Source organism: Natrinema hispanicum (assembly GCF_004217335.1).
In the GTDB taxonomy this organism is placed as follows: Archaea; Halobacteriota; Halobacteria; order Halobacteriales; family Natrialbaceae; genus Natrinema; species Natrinema hispanicum.
On sequence record NZ_SHMP01000004.1, the window covers coordinates 920,590 to 935,043 of the forward strand.

The window sequence follows — 14,454 nt, forward strand, 5'->3', positions numbered from 1 at the left end:
GCCGTTGGCCCCATCACGGCTCGAGTCCGCTGCCGTGGTCTGCAAGCACTTTCTCGGCGGTCAGATCGCCGCTGATGAGACACATCGGGACGCCGATCCCAGGTGTGGTATCGCCCCCCACGAAGTAGAGTCCGTCGACTTCCTTCGAGCGGTGAGGCGGTCTGAACAGCGAGGTCTGTCGGAGCGTGTGTGCCAGTCCGAGCGCCGTCCCCTCGTGGCTGTTGTACCGGTTCGCGAAGTCCTCGATACAGAACCGCTCCTCGAGGACGATCCGGTCGCGCAGGTCGGTGCCGGTGTTCGTGGCGATATCTTCGAGGATCATATCACGGTACTGCTCGCGGAGCTGTGGCGTGTCCTCGAGGCCGGGCGCGATCGGCACGAGGACGAACAGGGCGCTGTGGCCCTCGGGGGCGACGGTGTCGTCGGTCTCGGACGTGACACACAGGTAGTAGGCGGGATCATCGGGCCAGCGTGGGTCATCGAAGATGTGCTCGAAGTGTTGGTCCCACTCGGTCGGCAACACGAGCGTGTGGTGGGCCAACTCGTCGACGTCACCCTCGACGCCCAGATAGAGCAAGAACGCGGAGGGGGCGTAGGTCCGCTCATTCCAGTAGTCAGCGTCGTAGCCGCGGCGTTCGGGCGTGAGCAGGTCCTGCTCGGTATGTGCGTAGTCGGTGTTGCTCACGACCAGATCCGAGCGGACGGGACCGTCCGGCGTTTCGACCTCGAACCCACCGGTGCGGCCCTTGATCTCAGTCGCCGGCCGGTCGGTGTCGTACTCGACACCTAGTTCGCGGCCGAGCTCGGTGATCCCGTCGACGACCGCGCCGATCCCACCGTCGGGGTACCAGACGCCGAGGTTGAAATCGACGTGGCTCATTAGATTATACAGCGCCGGCGTGTTCGTCGGCGAGCCACCCAGAAACACCAGCGTATACTGCATGATCTGCTGAAGCTTCGGATGGTCGAAGTAGCCCTCGACGTGGCCCTGCATCGACCCGAGCAAGGAGAGGCCACGCGCCTGTCGGGCCACATCGAGGTCGATGTAATCCCGCAGGCGCTCGCGGTCTTCGTAGACGAAGTGTTTCATCCCGACCTCGTAGTTCTCTTGGGACTTCTCGAGGTATCGTTCCAAGGCCTCGCCCGCACCAGCCTCGTACTCCTCGAAGAGGGCTTTCGTTCGCTCGAGGTCGGGCGTGATGTCGACCTGATCACCGTCCTTGAAGAAGATCCGGTAGTGCGGATCGAGATGGGTGAGTTCGTAGTAGTCACTCGGCGTCCGGTCGAAGTCGCCGAAAAACCGCTCGAAGACATCGGGCATCAGATACCACGAGGGACCCATATCGAACCGAAAACCGTCTCGCTCGAGGCGACTCGCTCGGCCACCCACCTGTTCGTTTTTTCTCGATGACGCGCACGTCCGCCCCTGCGTCGGCGAGATAACAAGCCGTCGAGAGCCCACCGATTCCGCCTCCAATCACGACGACCGACACGCCGGCCAGCGATTCCATGCCCGACATAAGTATACGATCAATGTTAAGCGTGTGTCATACATAAGTAGGGAATCCGATCCATTATCGGTGAGGGTGCCGAATCGGGACGTGCCGGTCGTATCGTCAAGCATGAATGAACCGACCGGTGTATTCCTGTGCGTTGGCCCCGTAGAGGGCGTATGGATGGACTAACAGCTCTTGTTACTGGCGGGACGCGTGGCATCGGGCGCGCCGTCGCCGACGCGTTTGCGGCCGACGGGGCAACCGTCGTCGTCGGCGCTCGAGACGCTGAGGAAGTCGAGGCAACCGTCGACGCACTCGAGGCGACGGGCGCGACTGCGGATGGCTGTCGAACCGACGTCCGAGACGAGTACGACGTGGAACGGCTGGCCAGAACTGCCTCGCGGGCGGGTGAGACGGCCGGTATCGATATCGTCGTCCCCGCGGCAGGTGTTTATCACGGTGACGCCGGCCACACACCGACTGACGACGAATCATACGCTGCGTTCGACGACCATTTACAGACGAACGGCCGCGGCGTGTATGCGACGATCAGCGAGTCGATTCCGCATCTGAACGACGGGGCACGGGTCCTCGTTCCGACGGGATCGGTCGCCAGCGACGGCACGGCGGGCTATGGCTCCTATGCCATCTCGAAGGCGACGGCGGAGGCGGTCGTTCGAGGGTTCGCCGCCGATACCGAGTCCGTCATGGGCTGTCTGGACCCTGGGATCGTCGCGACGGAACTCACCGGCGGGCACGGCCGCGATCCGGAGACTGTCGCGCCGATGTTCGTCTGGGCGGCGACCGAGGCGGATCCCGACGTGATAGACGGTACTGTCGTCGGACTGGGCGAGTGGAAAAAAGCGACCCGATAAGGGTCATCGCAATGGTCGCCGATCTTGGACGTGGATCCTGCCGTCTCAGAATCCGCCGAATGCCATCAGGAATAGCGCAACGGCGATGATCGCGAACAAGCCGCCGACGCCTTTCTTGATCGTTCCCGTATCCAGCGCAGTCGAGACGTAGGGCGCGATCTGACCACCCAGCGTCGTCGCGGGAACCGTCCAGACGACCATGTTCCAGGGCGTCGACGCGAGGTCCATCGTATGGCCGCCGGGGACCAGCCCGCCGCCGAAGACGTGGACGACCGATGCCAGCACGGCCGTCGTCGCGACAACGATGTGGTTCGTCCCGATCGCGACGCGGACGGGCACCTCCGTCCGGAGCATCGAGATGATGCCGAGTTCGCCGATCCCGAAGCCGGCCAGTCCCTGGAAGACGCCGCCAATGCTGTAGTTGGCAAAGCGCTCGAGATATCCCGATCGGGAGTAGCGGTAGTCGTTTCCGTCACGATCGACGCGGGTAACGATGCCGCCCTCGTCCGTTTCGACGCCTGCCGGGCCGAGTTTGGAGGCATCGTTCGGGAGGTCGCCAGTGGTGCCCCCGTCGGCTGCGACCGTTTCGCCGCCGGAGCCACCGCCGGGCTCCTCGTGGCCGAGATCCGCTTTGAAGAGGAGGAACGCCGCTGCAAGCAGTGCGACCCCGAGTAACGCGTGGAACAGCGGTTCGGGGATGACAAACGACAGCAGTGCCCCGCCAACGACGAACGGAATCCCGCCGAGGACGAGCGCTGCGCCGAGTCGCCGGTCGACCAGTCCATACTGGATAAAGGCGAGCGCGGAACTCGAGAGACCGAACGACTCGCTGATGAGACCGATTTTCACCAACGTATTCGGTTCCAAGGGATACGCAACCAGTGGGAAGACGAAGATGAGGAAGGGGACGAACAGCGCGGAGCCGCTGATCCCGACGGTGTTGACGATCGTCGCGCCGGTGACGAACGCGATGAACAGCCACCAGTACTCGAGCCAGTAGCCGGTTCCGGCATCCGCTGGCGTGGGCGCAAAGAAGTAAACGCCGACGACGAACGCCAGTGGTGCGAGGAACACGAACACGTGCTGATACTTCAGGAACGCCTTCTGAATCCGCGAAGCCGATGATGAGGCTGTCATTGAGCCGTGAGCGCTGCCTTTGAAGGGGTGAAATAAGAGTATTTTCGTCTCTTTCCGCCCTGTGAATCGTTCGTATGGTGTCTAGGGGACGACTACCGGCCGACAGTAGCGCTCTCGGCCGGCGCGTGCAGGCCGGCCGACGCGGTCAGCGTATCATCAATATTTATGGGGTCGGCTATGGTATGTACTATCACAATGAGTTTTCCAGAAGGGCCACGCAAGCCGGGTGAGCAGTCTGCGATAGATGACGGCGCTGACGCAGTCGACCACGCCCCGACGGACGGACTCATCGCGACCGTACTCGAGGCGCTTCGGACACACAGTGAGACGTGGGCGGACCGCTACGTCGAGATGCGCCTTGACGCGCGCCTCGGCAGTCGGGAGTAACAACCGATCACGCGTTCTCTGGACCGATTTCTGGACCGTCTGTCAAATCACTACCAACGGTTATACAACTCCGTGTTGTATGTTGCCATGGTGTTCGGAGATGCAAACAGTCGCAACGGAAGCAGTCACCTGCCCTCACTGCGGGGACGAAGCGAGCGTTTCGCTCCCCAGTGAAGAGACGGAGTTGAAAGTACGGCACTCGATCGCCGCGTTCGGCGAATACACCACGGTCACGTGCTCGAGCGGCCATACCTACTGGGTATACTTCTGTTAGTCCTCGAGCGCGTCGAACAGCCGATTTTCGACCGTGGCAAGCAAGAGACGGGACTGGTGAGCGATCGCGGTCGCTCAGTATAATCGATCACGCCGCAGAAATCTAGTAGTGAACGAAGCCGCTACCGAGGTTCAATCGATATGGCCTTCGCGACGCAGTTGATCTGCGTCCTGGCCGGTGTAGCGCCACTCGATGGTGGCCTTTTCGTCTTGCCAGTCCCAGGGCTCGGCGACGACGATGTCGTCTTGCTCGATCCAGGTGCGGTATTTCATGCGCCCGGGAATGCGGCCGAGTCGCTCCTTGCCGTCCTCACAGCGGAGCTGGACGTGGTTGCCACCGAGGTGCTCGGTGACGACAGCGAATACCTCATCGTTGTTGGGCATACGGAGGTTCCGTCGCCCGGAGTCTTCTGTCACAACTTATCTACGTGGGGCAGACGTTTAAATGGTTGCAGAGTCACGGTATCATGACACACATCGAGTGGACGTTCACAGTTTTTCGATGTTCTGGGCTTGCTCCGTGCGCCGATCGGCCTGCTCGAGTCTGTTTTGCGTCGCGTTCGAGAGCGACGCTGGCAGATCATCGCTCGCCTCGGTGAGACGGTTCTCCACCCGTAAGAGCCGCTCAGCAACGGTGGTAAGCTGCTTGTCAGCATTGCCTCGCTCGCCGTTGCGTGCCCGCTCGGCAGACCTTCTTGCGGCCTCAACGACCGCTGCGAGGGCGCGCTCGAGTCCGTTGACGGCGTTCGACGACCCGCCGCCGCGGTCAGTATCGTCGTCATCGTTCAGCGCTGCAATCTCTGCGCGCGTCTCGTCGGCGATATCGGCCACGAACGTCGCAAGCGATGCTTTGCCAGTCTCGGGGCGCTCGATGCGGACCGTCGACTCGTCCCCGGGGTTCGGGTTGACCCGGTACGCACCGATGGCGTCTTGGCTGTCCCGAACCTCGGTCGTGTACGCTCCGCCTGCGTGGACGTAGACAGCGTCGGTCCCGTCTACTGGCGACTCGTACAGCCGCCCAGCGAAATCGTCTTCGAGCGCGACCGCCGAGAGATCGGTCGCAGCCTTTTCGCCGCCGATCTCGAGTTTCGTCGCGCGATCGCGGGCGACCAGCGGAATCTCGCCGCCGACGCCGGCCGCGGTCGGTGTGCCGTCGTCTGCAACGGCGATGTGTTCGCTGTGTGGCGCGCGGCCCGCACTGTTGACCGTCAGTCGGTGCTCGCCGGCCGGAACGTCCTGGACGACCGCGACGCCACCGAACGTCGGGACGGCCTCGGGATCGCTCTCCAGCAGGACGACTGACTCGACCGTCGTCTCCGTCGTGGTCAGTCCCTCGTTCTCCGGCGCGTCGTCAGTTGTGACTGCCTCCGTAACGCGAGCGATCACGCTATGTATCGGGGCCGCCTCGCCGATCGCGTCGTAGCGGTCGGCCAGTGCCGTCCGGTGGTTGGGAACGGAGATGTCGGCCGCCGGGTTGCCATATCGAGGCTGGCTCCACGGTACACCAGTCGTCGTGATGTGACCAGCAACGGCGTCCTCGACCACGTCGGGGACCGTGAACTCGAAGCTCAACTGCGGCCCGGTGAAGGCCGCGATCTGTTCGAGCTCGCTGCTCGGCACGAGATCGTACTCGACGTCTGCATCGGCCTCGCGCTCGCGGTGCCGGAAGACGAGTCCCGTCTCGCGCGTCGGCAGGCCCGTCGGCGGCGACGTCAACGCGTCGTACGACCGGACCGTCAGATCGTCGTCGATCAGCGACTCGCGGGTGACAGACGGCAAGCGTTCGTGGTCGTAGATCGGGACGCCCTCGTACTCCGGGACGAGGTAAGGGAGCCGTGACCCCTCGTCTCGCGGCAGCCCGTACGCAAGCGGGATCTCGAGGTCTGCGAGGTCCTCGATACCCTCGAGCGCCGTGTTCGTGATATCCGCCAGCAGATCCTCGATGGCGACCCGCTGGAAGCCGTCGGGAACGTCGTTGACCGAGAGCGCACTCGAGTGCGAGCCGAGTTCCGAGAGGATACGCGGCACCAGTTCCGGGTCCGGATCCAGGAACTCGTTGTTCGGCACCGACCGGGAGTGTGAACTAGCGACGTACAGCTGTGGCTTACTGGTCTCCGTGTCGACGAAGACGTGCAACACTTCCCAGTCGTGCCAGTGGAAGTTGGTCGTGAACTGGTCGAACACCGAGTAGAACCAGAACTGGACCACAGCGAGTGGCGACTGCTCGTACTCGACGGCGTTGTAGAACACCGTCGGCTTCGGTGGCTCTCCGTCGCTGTATCGCTCGTGGTACCCGTCGAGAGCATCGAACCCGGTGACGACGGTCTCGCCGTCGCGTTCGCTGGTGTAGGGCCGTGGGTCCGTCGGAAACCACGGCTCGTTCGCGTCGAAGTACAGCGTCGGGGCGAACTCCATCGCCAGTTCTCGAGCAACGTCACCGTCCAGTCGACTCGTCTGGCCGTCAGTCTCACGTTCGAACGCCGAACAGCCAGCCAGCGCGGACCCACCGATGCCGGCGAGTGTGCCAAGGACAGTCCGGCGATCTACGCCGAACTCGAGGTCGTCGGTCACGAGGGATCACGCCCTCTCCGAGGCCCAGCGGTCGATGTACGCACGACAATACCTGTGCCAGCCATACCGCTGCGTGGTGCTATTTTCTCAAGAACCTTCTGTACTGACCGTTCACAAAACTCACAGTTCGCGGTCCGAATCGGGGTTCTCGAGGTCCCAGAGCAGTTCGGGCAAGAACGCCTCGAGATTGTCGATAACCCGCCGCTCGCTGACGTTCAAGCCCTCACAGTGGTCGTGGGCCGACTCCCGAATGTCGACGTGGAGGTCGCCGTCCTCGAGCCAGACGCCGAGCGGAAAGACTGAACACCGGGTCGGTTTCCAGTCTTCCTCGAGATGGAGTGTACAGAGGCCGTCCTCGCGGAGAAAGGCACAGGCACAGCCGTCCTCGGCGACGTGGTCGTCGCGGTCTTTGCCCTCGCGGGTGACGAACTTCTCGCCGCGGAACTCCGTCGTGGTCTCGGCGAGGTTGGCTCGCTGGGCTAGCTCGAGGAGGTCTCGGTCGTACAGCAACACGCCGTGGTGACAACACCACGTGCAGTCGTCGACACACTCGAAGGTGAGATCAGGGTCGAACTCGACGACGGCCTCGCGGCCGGGGTAGACTTCGACGCGTCGCGGGGCGTCAGCGCTCACGTGTCGTGGGTGGGTGGTCGGCGTCAAGTGCCTTTCTACCCGCCGGTTTGGGTTGCGCTCCCAACCAACCCGTTATCGAACGAAACTCTACGCTCACCCTGCTCTCCAGCGGATCGCTCAGCACGAACCAACGGGGATCGCGAGTATGGATTCACAGCCGAGAGTAGCCGATCTCGTGGCCACGCTCGAGACGGGCACGCAATCGATGTGACAGTGCGTGACCGCAACAGGTATATTAGTTCGAGCTAATATTAGCAGTTGCTAAAATGGCGGAACAGAAATCGAACGATGACTCGACTCAGTCTTCGCCTCAACAGCCGTCCTGCTGTGGTGACGCTGGCCACTCCCTGTCCGAGCAGGAACTGACGGCTGACATCCAGACGCTCGCTGCTGATTGGGAACGAGACCAGATACGAGGCACTTCGGCTTATCGCGGCGGCTGATGACGGTGCCTGCGGCTGTGAATTGGAGCCCCCCCTTGGTGTCAGTCAGGGAGCGGTCAGTCAGGCCCTCTCACGGTTGTATGCCGCAGGACTCGTCACGCGGCGCAAGGACGGGCGATGGCGATACTACAGTGCGACAGCACGCGCCGAACGACTGCTAGATGTACTCGATGAAACGAGAACAATTACCAATGACTAACGAGACATCGTCGACGGACGTCGACACCGACGAGCTGAGCGCAGCAGAACAGCGGCGTATCGTGCGAGACCGATACGGCGAGATCGCCACCAGTTCATCGTCCTGTTGTGGCGATACGGGAGCGAGCGCCTGCTGTAGCGATCGCAGCTCTGACAGAGCGGCGTATGATGATCAGTCACGCTTGCTCGGCTACGCCGACGAGGAACTCGATGCCGTCGAATCCGGTGCCAATTTGGGCCTCGGCTGTGGCAACCCGACCGCGATTGCGAGTCTCGAAGACGGAGCGACCGTTCTCGATCTCGGTTCCGGAGCGGGGTTCGATTGTTTCCTCGCCGCTCGAGAAGTCGGTTCGGACGGTCGAGTTATCGGGGTCGATATGACGCCGGAGATGGTCGAGACGGCCCGCGAGAACGTCACAAAGAACGACGCGACGAACGTGGAGTTTCGGCTCGGTGAGATCGAACACCTTCCCGTCGCTGACGAATCCGTCGACGTGATTCTGTCGAACTGTGTCGTGAATCTCTCGCCGGACAAGTCACAGGTGTTCAGCGAAGCGCTTCGTGTGCTTCGACCAGGGGGACGGCTCGCTATCTCTGACGTCGTGCAAACCACACAGTTCCCGGAAGCGATACAGCAGGATTCCGTCTTCCGTGGCCGGGTGTGTTGCAGGCGCGTCACCGATCCCCGAGCTCGAATCGATACTGGACGACGTGGGATTCACTGCAATCTCAATCGACCCCAAAGAGGAGAGTGAGGCGTTCATCCGCGACTGGGACGACAAGCGGGATGTCAGTGACTACATCGTCTCTGCGACCATCGAAGGAAAGAAACCAAGCCGCTGAGCTCGTGGGCCGGGTCGTAGAAGCGGTTCCCACAAGGCGATGCGAAGCGAACGAGCGGGCAGGTAGTATCCACAGCGAATAGCAAATAAGCCAGAGCGTACTCACCTGTCGTCTGATCGAGACGCTACGACCGAACCGTCTCACCCTCGAGCGCCAACCGTTCGCGCTCGCTCGAGTCCACGACGGTATTCCGGAGCGTGCCGACGCCCTCGTAGGTAATCTCGACGGAGTCACCGGGTTCGACGAGGCCGGGGTTGGCGGGACTGCCGAACGAAACCACGTCGCCGGGGCGGAAGGTGACGCGCTGCGAGAGGTGCGCGATGATCTCGTAGGGGTCAAACAGCATGAGCTCGGTGTTGGCCTCCTGACGGCGCTCGCCGGCGACGTCGGTGTACATGTCGATCCCGGTCGGATCGACGGCGGTTTCGATCCACGGGCCAAGCGGGCCGGAGGCGTCGAAGGCCTTCCGTGGCGTGCGCTCGCCCTGATCGAGCGCGTCCATGTCGTTCATGATCGTGTAGCCGCGGACGACTTCCGGGACCTCGTCTTCGGAAAGATTCCGACAGGGTTCGTCGATGACGGCCGCGAGTTCGCCGGCATAGGTCACTTCGTCGCTGAACGACGGATAGGGAATCGGATCCTCGTGGCCGACGAGTGATGCCGGCGGCTTGATGAAGAAGTCGGGTTCGTCGGGCCGTTCGTACTCCATCTGGTCGATCGTGGCCGCGAAGTTTCGTCCGACGCAGTATAGCGCCGAGGGCTCACAGGGCGGGAGGAAATCCGCGTCCGTTCCGACCTCGTAGACGCCGTCGTCCGTGTGTACGACGCCGTCCTCGTATCGTCCAGCGACCGGTCCATCGTCCGTCGCGATCCGCGCGAGTTTCATTATCGGCGCTCTCGAGTCCGGAGAATTAGTGATACCGGTTTGGTTTTGGCTCGAGCCTACCCGAGCGTCTTGACCGCGACGCGGTGGGGACCGTCGGGAGTCTCGAGCGTGACGCTGTCGACGATCGACTCGCGGGCGCGCTGTTGCCACTCCGCGACGGCCTCGGCGTGGCGCTCGCGGATCTCGTCGGCCGTGTCCGGGTCGGCGTCCGCGTTGGCGAGTGCGGACTCGAGGTCGGGATAGTCGGCGATGACGTCGTCTGCAATGAGTTCAGCGGGCGAGACGTGGACTGCGCCGGTCAGTTCGGTGTCGTCGACGTGATAGACGTGAATCCGGGCGCGCATCCGGCCGTGAAACGGCGGCGTCGCTCGGAGGACGGCCTCGCCGGGATTTTCCTGACTGTAGACGTAGGCATCGGCGGCGTCTGCTGGCGACAGCGCAAGCGAGCGGATCGCTGTCGGATCGTCGTCTCCTGCCATCGGAAAGGAGTAGGTGGGTGGACGGGTTAAGACTCCGGTTCGATGGCTTCGTCCGCGGCTGGTGGGCTGAAGACCTCGGCTCGAGTATCGGTCGACACGCCGTAGACTGCGTCCGAAACCGATTCAGGACAGGTAACGTCGTTGTCCGTGTAATGGACACACAGCGCGTCCCGAAGCGCGTCCCGGACGCAGGCACGTGTCGCCGCGCCGACCTCGGTCCCGCTGCCCGAAAAGTCAGCGGGCGGGCCGGACGGATCGTGGCCGACGACGATCGCGTCCGTGGTCGTCCCCGGAAAGCCGGTTTCGGCCAGCAGTGTCGTCGCTTTCGCCTCCGCGACGACTGCGATCAGGTTCGCCAGCGCGCCGGGTGCGAGCGCGCGCGTCGTTCCGACGATGATATTGACCGTGCCGCGGCCGGGCTCGAGTTCTGTCTCGACGGTGTCATCCACAGTCTCATCCGAATCAGTGTCGGCCCCGGGCTCCATGGGCAACGCAGCAGGGTTCGACACCCCGGCAGTCGCGTAGGCCGTCACGGGGCCACAGCGCGCACCGCGAGCATCGTCGATATCGACGCCAGTCAGCAGTGCCGGCCCGGTTGCGTCCGCGGCTGTCGGTTCGAATCCCGCACGCTCGAGGCGTTCGTCGACGTACGCACCGAGATCGGTTCGCTCCCACTTATCGGGGACCGAGACGTTGTACACGCAGTCAGCCGTACAGCGACCACCGTTCCAGCCGGTCGAGAGCCACTCGGTGTCCGGACGACTGACCTGCAGGATGCCGTCCCGTCGGATCGCGCGGTAGGCTGACTCGGCGTCAGTCATCGTCGTGGGGCCCGACTGTCCCGTTGTCAGCGTTACCCACGCCCAGCGCGCCCAGCAGTCTGTCGTTCGCCGGTCGATCCTTGATCGCGACGCGGATATGCGAGTCGAGCGCGCGGAACGTCGTCGCATCCCGGATCGCCACGCCGGCCGCTCGGGCGTCGCCGATCACCGTCGCCACGTCACGCTCGCCGACGTCACAGAGGAGATAGGGTGCGTCCGAGTCGTGGACATCGAATCGTTGCTCGAGCGCCGCGCACAGCCGCTCGCGCTCGTTTGCGACGCGCTCGCGGGTCTCGCAGACGAACTCGTCCTGTCGGAGACAGTGTGCACCGACGCGAGCGGCCGGCGTGCCAAGCGACCACGCGCGGCGGGCAGTTGCAAGCGCTTCCCGCCGCTCGCCGCGTGCAACGGCAAAGCCGGCACGGAGTCCCGGCAGGCCGAACAGCTTGGTCAGCGAACGGGCGACGATGACGTGGTCACGGTCCAGTTCGGCCGCGGACGGTCGATCGGTGAAGCCGAGAAACGCCTCGTCGACCAGCAGCGTCGTGTCGGCAGCCCCACACCGATCGACGAGCGTCTCGAGTGCGTCCGGCGCGGTGGCGTCACCGGTCGGGTTGTTCGGTGTACAGACCACCGCCAGCGCACACGGCTCGAGCACTGAGGGCCCGAGTTCGTGTAGTTCATCGTAGCGAACGAATCGCGGCGTCGCCCCCTGCAACCGGATTTCACGGGCGTACTCGCCGAAACTCGGGTAGGGCACCAGTGCCTCGTCGCCGGACTCGAGGGCCTGCTCCATCGCCAGCCGGATCGCGGCGAGTCCACCGGGCGTCGGGATCACCTGCTCGGGCTCGCAGCCGACGAACGACGCTGCCGCCGCCCGGTACTCGGGGTACTCGTCGTCCGGATAGCGCCGTGACTCCTCGAGTGCGGCCGTATACACGTCCGCGACCCCGTCTGGCGTCCGAGGGTTGGTGTTCGCCGAGAAATCCAGCACGTCTCGGTCTGTCTCGCCGCCGTGGGGCACCCGCGAGCCGGTTCGGATCGCCTCAGGATCCACTGGGTTCCTCCGAGGGAGCACCGCCGTCGTTTTCGATTCCGAGCCGGTCACAGACCGTCTCGAGTCGATCTCTGACCTCGTTCATCCGGCTGTCGGGCACCAGCGAGAGCGCACCGCCCATCCCGACGCCCTCCTTGGCTTCGCCGGCGCAGTAGCGCTCCATGGCGACGTGGTCGCCCTCGTCGAAGCCGGGGTCGGTGATGGTAAGCTCACAGTCGAGGCGGTCGCAGGTCTCGGTGAGGCGGTCGCCCTGCTCGTCGGCGACGAACGAGGTGGTCGCGATCGACACCGGAGCGTCGATTCCAGCATGGCGCAAGAGGGCCGCGACGGCGACCATCTGGGTGCCACCGGCCAGCGTCACGTCGGTGCCGCTCTCGAGCGCACCAGCAGCGATGCCTGTTACCGTCGGCTGGACGGGGTCGCCGACGGCTTCGATGGCCTCGAGCGGGTCGCCGTCGCAGTCGCCGGCCTCGAGGTTGCTTTCGGCCAGCGCCTCGTCGACGACCTGGCGCTTGCGCTCGATCGGGTTCTCGGGCAGCGACGAGGAGACGCCGGCCGGTTCGCCGAGCGCGGTGAGGACGCCAAGTGCGGTGGTCGTCCCGCCGGGGACCGTCTCGCCGATCATGATCTCGTCGTCCGGCAGGCTCGCGCCGTAGTCGTGGGCGCGGTCGAACGTGGCGTTCGCGTCGGGGACGGCTGCCGACTCACGGATGTCGACGCCGGGCTGAACGCCGAGGTCGACCGTCGGCGCGGCCGTCGACTTGGCAAGTCCCGCATCGATCACGGACAGGTCGAAGCCGACGACCTCCCGAACCGCGCGGGTCACGGCCGCAGGCGTCGGACAGCCGGTCGGACTCACTGGCGTCACCGGCGCTGCGGTCGGTTCGCCGTAGCTGAGGATTTCGACGTCCGCCGAGGGCGTATGCGCCATCAGCTCGGGGGCGGCCCCGGCGGCACTGATGCCGTCGATTAGTGCCGTCTCGGTTGTTCCAGCGGCGAGGAGGATCCGCATCTAGCGGCCCTCCGCCGACCGGGACAGCCGATCGGCTGCAACCTGCGCGTCTTCGAGCCGGTTCACGTTCACTGCAAGTCGCGAGTCGTAGTGTACGTCGATCATGGATGTGGAATCGGATGCGGTGCCGACGACGTTGACCCCGGTCGGCGCGAGGTGGTCGGCTGACTCGAGTCGCGTGTCGATGCTAACGCCGAGTCGGCGCTTGAGCGCGACGGGGACACAGACGGTCCGCGAGGCGTCGCTGTCGCCGTGGGCCGCGAGCACGCGATCGATAACGGGGGCCTCGAGCAACGGCAGATCCGCGGCGACGGTGAGAAGCGGCGGTGAGAGATCAGGTCGCTCGAGAAGGGTCATCAAATCGGCCACGTAGCCCTCGCCGGCCGTCTCGATCGTCGTCACGCCGTCGGTTGCCTCGAGGTGGGCCTGCGTCTCTGGTGCGTTCGGCGAGACGGCGGCATAAATCGTCTCGAGTTGACTGGCCACAAGGCCCGAGAGGACGCGATCGATCATCGGCGTCCCGGCGATCGGATGGAGGGGTTTTTCGTGGGCGCTCTCGAGGCGCGTGCCTTTCCCGCCACACATCACGAGAGCGTCCATGCGATCACCCCCAGATGGATCCCGGCGATGCGGCCGATCTCGTTTGCCGCGCCGAAGATGTCGCCGTTGATCCCCCCGAGGTTGCGGTTCGCCCAGTACCAGGGGAGGCCAACGCCAGCGACGGCCCCACAGAGGGCGACCGCACCAAGCGGTGGCTGCGGGACAGCAATCGTCGCGAGGGCAATCGCTACGGGCGCGAGGAACGACCTGGCGGTGGCTCCGTCGGTGAACTGCTTACCCATGCCCTCGGTGACTGCGGTACCGAAACAGGCCAGCGCGGCCATCCCGAGTTTGGTCCCGACTTCGGCACCGACCGCGATGGCAATCGCCGCGCGGACAGGGAGTCCCGCCAGTCCGAGACCGCCAAGCGCCAGCGCAGCAACGGTGATCGACACCGACAGCAGTGCGCCGACGCCGGTCGTGGTGTCTTTGAGCACCTCACGGCGGCGCTCCTGACCACCGTGGACGACCAGCGCATCACCCAGATCCGCGACGCCGTCGAGATGATGGATTCCTATCACAGCGTACACCGCGAGCAGGTAGCCAAGCGCGATTGTCGGCGCTGTAAGCGTCTCCGTCGCAAGCAGCGGAACCGCCGCCAGCACGCCCGAAATGAGGCCAGCGATCGGGAACGCCGCCGGCGTCGTCCGGAACGCCTCCCAGTCACCGTCTCGGAAGCCGACCGGAAGCCGTGTGAGAAAGCCAAGTGCCCCGCGGACGGCCCCGAGCCAACGGCCGATCAT

The 14,454-nt window shown here is 64.4% G+C and carries 17 protein-coding genes and 1 pseudogene; 5 read left to right on the forward strand and 13 right to left on the reverse strand.

Features of this window, described 5'->3' with window-relative positions:
• Positions 1 to 13: 13 nt before the first annotated feature.
• On the reverse strand, positions 14 to 1,342 hold the full coding sequence (locus tag BDK88_RS11380; protein ID WP_394342669.1) for a phytoene desaturase family protein: 1,329 nt from the start codon (positions 1,340 to 1,342) through the stop codon (positions 14 to 16).
• The gene (locus BDK88_RS22335) at positions 1,269 to 1,520 is read right to left on the reverse strand and encodes an NAD(P)-binding protein (protein WP_394342670.1); all 252 of its coding nucleotides are present in this window, start codon (positions 1,518 to 1,520) and stop codon (positions 1,269 to 1,271) included. The genes BDK88_RS11380 and BDK88_RS22335 overlap by 74 nt, the downstream gene beginning before the upstream one ends.
• Positions 1,521 to 1,672: 152 nt before the next feature.
• Between BDK88_RS22335 and BDK88_RS11385 the strand changes: the two genes are divergently transcribed.
• The gene (locus BDK88_RS11385) at positions 1,673 to 2,371 is read left to right on the forward strand and encodes an SDR family NAD(P)-dependent oxidoreductase (RefSeq protein ID WP_130500487.1); all 699 of its coding nucleotides are present in this window, start codon (positions 1,673 to 1,675) and stop codon (positions 2,369 to 2,371) included.
• A 45-nt stretch (positions 2,372 to 2,416) separates the two neighbouring features.
• Here the strand turns inward: BDK88_RS11385 and BDK88_RS11390 are convergent, their stop codons facing one another.
• Positions 2,417 to 3,508, reverse strand: a complete 1,092-nt coding sequence (locus tag BDK88_RS11390; protein ID WP_130500488.1) for a sulfite exporter TauE/SafE family protein — start codon at positions 3,506 to 3,508, stop codon at positions 2,417 to 2,419.
• 195 nt (positions 3,509 to 3,703) lie between these two features.
• Here BDK88_RS11390 and BDK88_RS11395 point away from each other — a divergent pair, with 195 nt between their 5' ends.
• Complete coding sequence (locus tag BDK88_RS11395; protein WP_130500489.1) at positions 3,704 to 3,895, forward strand: hypothetical protein; 192 nt, start codon at positions 3,704 to 3,706, stop codon at positions 3,893 to 3,895.
• 100 nt (positions 3,896 to 3,995) lie between these two features.
• Positions 3,996 to 4,169 (forward strand): hypothetical protein, encoded by a 174-nt coding sequence (locus tag BDK88_RS22525; protein WP_449406703.1) that lies wholly within the window; start codon positions 3,996 to 3,998, stop codon positions 4,167 to 4,169.
• A gap of 131 nt (positions 4,170 to 4,300) precedes the next feature.
• Here the strand turns inward: BDK88_RS22525 and BDK88_RS11400 are convergent, their stop codons facing one another.
• The 3 genes from BDK88_RS11400 to BDK88_RS11410 form a co-directional block, all read right to left on the reverse strand.
• Positions 4,301 to 4,585 carry a translation initiation factor eIF-1A gene (locus tag BDK88_RS11400; RefSeq protein ID WP_074854731.1) on the reverse strand — a complete coding sequence of 95 codons (285 nt, stop codon included), beginning with the start codon at positions 4,583 to 4,585 and terminating at the stop codon, positions 4,301 to 4,303.
• A 72-nt stretch (positions 4,586 to 4,657) separates the two neighbouring features.
• A complete protein-coding gene (locus tag BDK88_RS11405; RefSeq protein ID WP_130500490.1) occupies positions 4,658 to 6,739 on the reverse strand; it encodes a hypothetical protein in 2,082 nt (693 codons plus the stop codon).
• Positions 6,740 to 6,859: 120 nt separating this feature from the next.
• A complete protein-coding gene (locus BDK88_RS11410; protein WP_130500491.1) occupies positions 6,860 to 7,372 on the reverse strand; it encodes a YkgJ family cysteine cluster protein in 513 nt (170 codons plus the stop codon).
• Between the two features lie 429 nt (positions 7,373 to 7,801).
• Here BDK88_RS11410 and BDK88_RS11415 point away from each other — a divergent pair, with 429 nt between their 5' ends.
• Entirely contained in the window at positions 7,802 to 8,014 is a 213-nt protein-coding gene (locus BDK88_RS11415; protein WP_242611669.1) for an ArsR/SmtB family transcription factor, read from the forward strand.
• Positions 8,007 to 8,856 (forward strand): annotated as a pseudogene (locus BDK88_RS11420) (arsenite methyltransferase). Before BDK88_RS11415 ends, BDK88_RS11420 begins: the two are co-directional and overlap by 8 nt.
• Positions 8,857 to 8,980: 124 nt before the next feature.
• Here BDK88_RS11420 and BDK88_RS11425 read toward each other — a convergent pair.
• The 7 genes from BDK88_RS11425 to cobS are packed head-to-tail and all read right to left on the reverse strand — an operon-like array spanning position 8,981 to position 14,454.
• Positions 8,981 to 9,742, reverse strand: coding sequence for a fumarylacetoacetate hydrolase family protein (locus BDK88_RS11425; protein WP_130500492.1), 762 nt, complete (start codon positions 9,740 to 9,742; stop codon positions 8,981 to 8,983).
• A 56-nt stretch (positions 9,743 to 9,798) separates the two neighbouring features.
• The gene (locus BDK88_RS11430; RefSeq protein WP_130500493.1) at positions 9,799 to 10,221 is read right to left on the reverse strand and encodes a hypothetical protein; all 423 of its coding nucleotides are present in this window, start codon (positions 10,219 to 10,221) and stop codon (positions 9,799 to 9,801) included.
• Positions 10,222 to 10,247: 26 nt separating this feature from the next.
• Positions 10,248 to 11,042, reverse strand: a complete 795-nt coding sequence (locus tag BDK88_RS11435) for an adenosylcobinamide amidohydrolase (RefSeq protein WP_130500494.1) — start codon at positions 11,040 to 11,042, stop codon at positions 10,248 to 10,250.
• Positions 11,035 to 12,099 carry a pyridoxal phosphate-dependent aminotransferase gene (locus BDK88_RS11440; protein WP_130500495.1) on the reverse strand — a complete coding sequence of 355 codons (1,065 nt, stop codon included), beginning with the start codon at positions 12,097 to 12,099 and terminating at the stop codon, positions 11,035 to 11,037. Before BDK88_RS11440 ends, BDK88_RS11435 begins: the two co-directional genes overlap by 8 nt.
• Positions 12,089 to 13,111 (reverse strand): nicotinate mononucleotide-dependent phosphoribosyltransferase CobT, encoded by a 1,023-nt coding sequence (cobT, locus tag BDK88_RS11445; RefSeq protein ID WP_130500496.1) that lies wholly within the window; start codon positions 13,109 to 13,111, stop codon positions 12,089 to 12,091. Before cobT ends, BDK88_RS11440 begins: the two co-directional genes overlap by 11 nt.
• On the reverse strand, positions 13,112 to 13,696 hold the full coding sequence (locus BDK88_RS11450) for an NTP transferase domain-containing protein (protein WP_130500634.1): 585 nt from the start codon (positions 13,694 to 13,696) through the stop codon (positions 13,112 to 13,114).
• Positions 13,696 to 14,454, reverse strand: a complete 759-nt coding sequence (gene cobS, locus BDK88_RS11455) for an adenosylcobinamide-GDP ribazoletransferase (protein ID WP_130500497.1) — start codon at positions 14,452 to 14,454, stop codon at positions 13,696 to 13,698. The genes BDK88_RS11450 and cobS overlap by 1 nt, the downstream gene beginning before the upstream one ends.

Excerpts from the sequence above, each read along its gene's own strand:
- BDK88_RS11380 (WP_394342669.1), bottom strand. The coding sequence starts at position 1,342 with ATGGGTCCCTCGTGGTATCTGATGCCCGATGTCTTCGAGCGGTTTTTC.
- BDK88_RS22335 (WP_394342670.1), bottom strand. The coding sequence starts at position 1,520 with ATGTCGGGCATGGAATCGCTGGCCGGCGTGTCGGTCGTCGTGATTGGA.
- BDK88_RS11385 (WP_130500487.1), top strand. The coding sequence starts at position 1,673 with ATGGATGGACTAACAGCTCTTGTTACTGGCGGGACGCGTGGCATCGGG.
- BDK88_RS11390 (WP_130500488.1), bottom strand. The coding sequence starts at position 3,508 with ATGACAGCCTCATCATCGGCTTCGCGGATTCAGAAGGCGTTCCTGAAG.
- BDK88_RS11395 (WP_130500489.1), top strand. The coding sequence starts at position 3,704 with ATGAGTTTTCCAGAAGGGCCACGCAAGCCGGGTGAGCAGTCTGCGATA.
- BDK88_RS22525 (WP_449406703.1), top strand. The coding sequence starts at position 3,996 with ATGCAAACAGTCGCAACGGAAGCAGTCACCTGCCCTCACTGCGGGGAC.
- BDK88_RS11425 (WP_130500492.1), bottom strand. The coding sequence starts at position 9,742 with ATGAAACTCGCGCGGATCGCGACGGACGATGGACCGGTCGCTGGACGA.
- BDK88_RS11430 (WP_130500493.1), bottom strand. The coding sequence starts at position 10,221 with ATGGCAGGAGACGACGATCCGACAGCGATCCGCTCGCTTGCGCTGTCG.
- BDK88_RS11435 (WP_130500494.1), bottom strand. The coding sequence starts at position 11,042 with ATGACTGACGCCGAGTCAGCCTACCGCGCGATCCGACGGGACGGCATC.
- cobT (WP_130500496.1), bottom strand. The coding sequence starts at position 13,111 with ATGCGGATCCTCCTCGCCGCTGGAACAACCGAGACGGCACTAATCGAC.
- BDK88_RS11450 (WP_130500634.1), bottom strand. The coding sequence starts at position 13,696 with ATGTGTGGCGGGAAAGGCACGCGCCTCGAGAGCGCCCACGAAAAACCC.
- cobS (WP_130500497.1), bottom strand. The coding sequence starts at position 14,454 with ATGATCGGCCGTTGGCTCGGGGCCGTCCGCGGGGCACTTGGCTTTCTC.